Origin of the sequence: Arenibacter sp. S6351L (genome assembly GCF_023016025.1) — a bacterium.
Lineage (GTDB): Bacteria > Bacteroidota > Bacteroidia > Flavobacteriales > Flavobacteriaceae > Arenibacter > Arenibacter algicola_B.
Genome location: NZ_JALKBB010000067.1, coordinates 1 through 3,656, shown reverse-complemented (window position 1 = coordinate 3,656; position 3,656 = coordinate 1). Strand labels below are relative to the sequence as shown.

The following is a 3,656-nucleotide window of genomic DNA, read 5'->3' as shown; positions in this document are numbered from 1 at the left end:
GCTTTCGCTAAACTTGCTTTTCTTCATGTGACAGTTAAAATTTAAAATTAATAAATTCGAATTTTATACTGTCCTATTTTTAGGGAAGGCTACAACCATATTTGGTGTAAACTCTTTTGATGACAAACCATAACGACCTCCAACAATTTTAGGAAATATTGAGATTTCTTTATTTTGAAAGGCTTCGAAAATAGATTGAACTACATCCAAATATAAAGGTTCTCCTGTTGCACCAGGTTCTTTTGTTCGGTCTAAAACAGCAATCGATTTTACGGTTTCCGGTAAGGCTTTAATAATGTGTTTTTTACTGAAAGGTCTAAACAATCGTACTTTTATCAATCCGTACTTTTCACCATTAGCATTTAAATAATTAATAGTTTCTTCAACGGTTTCAGTTGATGAAGCCATTGAAATAATAATATATTCAGCATTTTTTGCTCCGACATAATCGAATATTTTGTAATGCCTTCCAGTTAATTCCGCGAAAGCATCCATTTTATTTTGAACAATATCAGGACACGAATTATAGTATGGATTCACTGCTTCTCTACTTTGAAAAAACACCTCTGCGCCTTGCGCTGTTCCCCTAATTACGGGATTGTTTGGATTTAAGGCTCTATTTCTATGATTTTGAATACATTCGAAATCCATCATTTCATTGATGATTGAATCTGAAATTTCTTCAATTTTAGAAGTTTCATGTGATGTTCTAAAACCATCGAAAAAGTGTATAAATGGAATTCTAGATTGTAAGGTTGCCGCTTGGGATATTAAAGCAAAATCCTGTGCTTCTTGTACTGAAGCTGATCCTAACATGGCGTAACCGGAACTTCTAACAGCCATAATATCACTATGGTCTCCAAAAACTGATAAGGCGTGGGTTGAAATACTTCTTGTTGCAACATGAATGACATTTGGCGTTAATTCGCCAGCAATCTTATACATGTTAGGCAGCATTAATAATAAACCTTGTGATGCTGTAAACGTTGTAGATAAAGTGCCCGTTTGTAAAGCACCATGCATTGCACCAGCAACTCCTGCTTCACTTTGCATTTCGAAGACTGAAGGTATAGTATCAAATATGTTTTCTTGTTTTGTTGCACTCCATTGTTCTACTAATTCTGACATTTTTGAAGATGGCGTAATAGGATAAATAGCGCAAACCTCGTTGGTTTTGTAAGCTATTCGTGCTACTGCCGTGTTACCACAAACGGTTATGTGTTTTTTAGTTTTCATGGTAATGAAGTGAAAGTTCTTTTGCTTTTTGATTGAAATAAAAAAGACTACTCTAACTTTATAGAGTAGTCTTTTTTAAAGAAATTACTCCTTTACAATTTCGATTGTAACAGGTGTTGGATTAGTAATCATGTCGAATACAGGCGAAAATTTTGCCAAATTTTCCAATTGTTCAACAGTAGCATCCGATTTTACTTTTAGTTTAAAGTGAATGCCGTTAAATCCCTTACGAACTTCAGGATCCAATCCTAAAAAACCATGCAAGTCTGCTGTGCCTTTAATGTTAGATTCTGCGCCATCAATATCAATTCCATTTGCTGCAGCATGATAAACCATGGCTCCAGTTAAACAAGAACTTAAAGCATGAAGTACTACTTCTGGTGGTGTAGCACCTTCGTCGGCTCCTAATAATACTTGTGGATGACTACATGCCAATGTGAAAGTTTCTTCACGTGTTGAGTCTTCTTGACCTGCACCATAGAATCCTTTAACACTAGACACACAATGTCCTCCTTGAATCCAATTGTTTTTGGCTCTGAATTCGAATTTAGCCAATTCTGGTTGATCTTGAATGTGACCAATTGTTTCTACTAATTGATCTACGTTTACTCCGTTTTTCATGTTTACAGTTGTTGCTTCCATTTTTTTAATATTTTAATTAGTAATATTTGTTTGATACAAATGTATTGCGATTGCGAAGTGTAGGATTTACTCTAAAGTTCAAATTATTTGGTAAAAAGTTCAAAGCAAAAAAAAACCATCTTTTTATGGATGGTCATGGTTTAGAGATGCTTTTATGTAAGATTTTATTTGATTTCCGATAGTTCTTTATGGACTTTTTTACCTGTTTCAGATTCAATAGGGTATATGTATTCTGTATTTAAAGTCTTAGATTTACTTTAAAATTCGATTTGTTTGCTAAAAAGTTCAAGTTTTAAAAGAAAAGAAAATATCAGAAAAATAAAATCTAAAGATTGTAATGCTCTTTTCTGAACTGATTAGGGGGCAATTTGTATTTATTCTTAAAAGCACTATTAAAGTGTGAAGTATTCTTAAAACCACTTTCCCAACAGACATCATTGATATTTAAATCTTGGTTTTGAAGCAACATTTTGGCATACTCAAGACGTTTATTATTTAGCCACTTACCTGGTGTTTCTTTAAAATGATTTTGAAAATCTCTTTTAAAAGTGGACAAGCTTCTCCCGCATAAACGTGCATACTCTTCCAGCGTTAGATCACTTTGAAAATTTTTAATCATCACATCATTGAGATTAGTTTTTTCAACTTGTTGAATAGAATTAAAGAGTGCCACCAACTCTCTGTTTAACGGATCTATTGTGATATTAAATAAAAGATCCTTAAATTTCATTTCTACCAGACCTTTTGGTATTTCTTTCCCAGCTTTTAAATAATTGAAAACTGTTAAAAAAAGCGAGCTTAAAGGGTCATTAACATTGATTTTATAAATTTGATTTTCAAGAAAGTCTGCTGAAGTTTTAGGCAGAGCTTCATGATGTTCTTTACAAAATCGTCTTATAAAATCGTCTGTAATAAAAAAAAGTAGGCTACAATAATTCTCTTCAAAATATTGCTTGGTTTTAAAAACACCTTTTCTAACAAAAACAGCATCTCCTTCTTTTAAACAATAGGTTTTATTTAAAGTTGTCCAATCTTTTCTGCCACTAACTATATAAGCTAAAAATGGAATTTCTGTCCATAATTTAAAATTTTCCATTTCAATGGGGCAATTAAATTCAATAAACATGTAATCATCACTTATAATTTTATTGCAATGCTGGTTTGAAATGAAAAATTTCTTTAGGTCAAGTGCCATATTCCAAAATTAAAAAAAACATTAAATTATACCATTGCGCTTGTGCACAACGGTTGAGCTAAGCGTAGTGCGGAGGTACGCCGTCTGCTATATCAGCGGGCGAGTTGGCGCGTTGGCCAGTTTCCGCCTGCCAAGCTTTTTGCCTGCCTTCGCCCGAATGTGGTCAGGCAGGCGTTCGGGGGGTATTTTTATCTTTTCATTTTAAAAGCCAAATTTGGAATAATTTGCTATCGTGTAATTTTCAATTTGGCGGACTTTTTAAATATACAAAAACCATTGGATTTAGCCAGAATCCGGTACTAATTTTAAGCTCTGTTGTGCACTGTTTTTCTTCAGAATACATCTATATTATACGTGCCCACCTTCATAATAACCACTTCCAGATTTCGGACAATACATGATGGTCTCAACCAAAAATCCTGCAGCATCAGATAGTTTCTCAGAAAGGTTGCACTCACATTCCTCTTCCAAATAGGGGAGTGGATAATGGATCAAGAACAAAACTTGGGTCTGAAGTGAATAATTTATTTCTTTGCACTTTAAATTACATTGATGAATAAAGGCACTGAGTTATCCTTGTTAA

3 protein-coding genes are annotated in these 3,656 nt (G+C 33.6%); all 3 read right to left on the bottom strand.

Annotation, left to right across the window (positions count from 1 at the left end):
- Positions 1-63 precede the first annotated feature (63 nt).
- The 3 genes from MWU82_RS23850 to MWU82_RS23840 all read right to left on the bottom strand — a co-directional run bounded on the left by MWU82_RS23850 (position 64) and on the right by MWU82_RS23840 (position 3,073).
- The gene (locus tag MWU82_RS23850; RefSeq protein ID WP_247098241.1) at positions 64-1,236 is read right to left on the bottom strand and encodes a hypothetical protein; all 1,173 of its coding nucleotides are present in this window, start codon (positions 1,234-1,236) and stop codon (positions 64-66) included.
- An 84-nt stretch (positions 1,237-1,320) separates the two neighbouring features.
- On the bottom strand, positions 1,321-1,878 hold the full coding sequence (locus MWU82_RS23845) for an OsmC family protein (protein WP_215950037.1): 558 nt from the start codon (positions 1,876-1,878) through the stop codon (positions 1,321-1,323).
- Positions 1,879-2,203: 325 nt separating this feature from the next.
- A complete protein-coding gene (locus tag MWU82_RS23840; RefSeq protein ID WP_247098239.1) occupies positions 2,204-3,073 on the bottom strand; it encodes an AraC family transcriptional regulator in 870 nt (289 codons plus the stop codon).
- Positions 3,074-3,656: the final 583 nt, after the last annotated feature.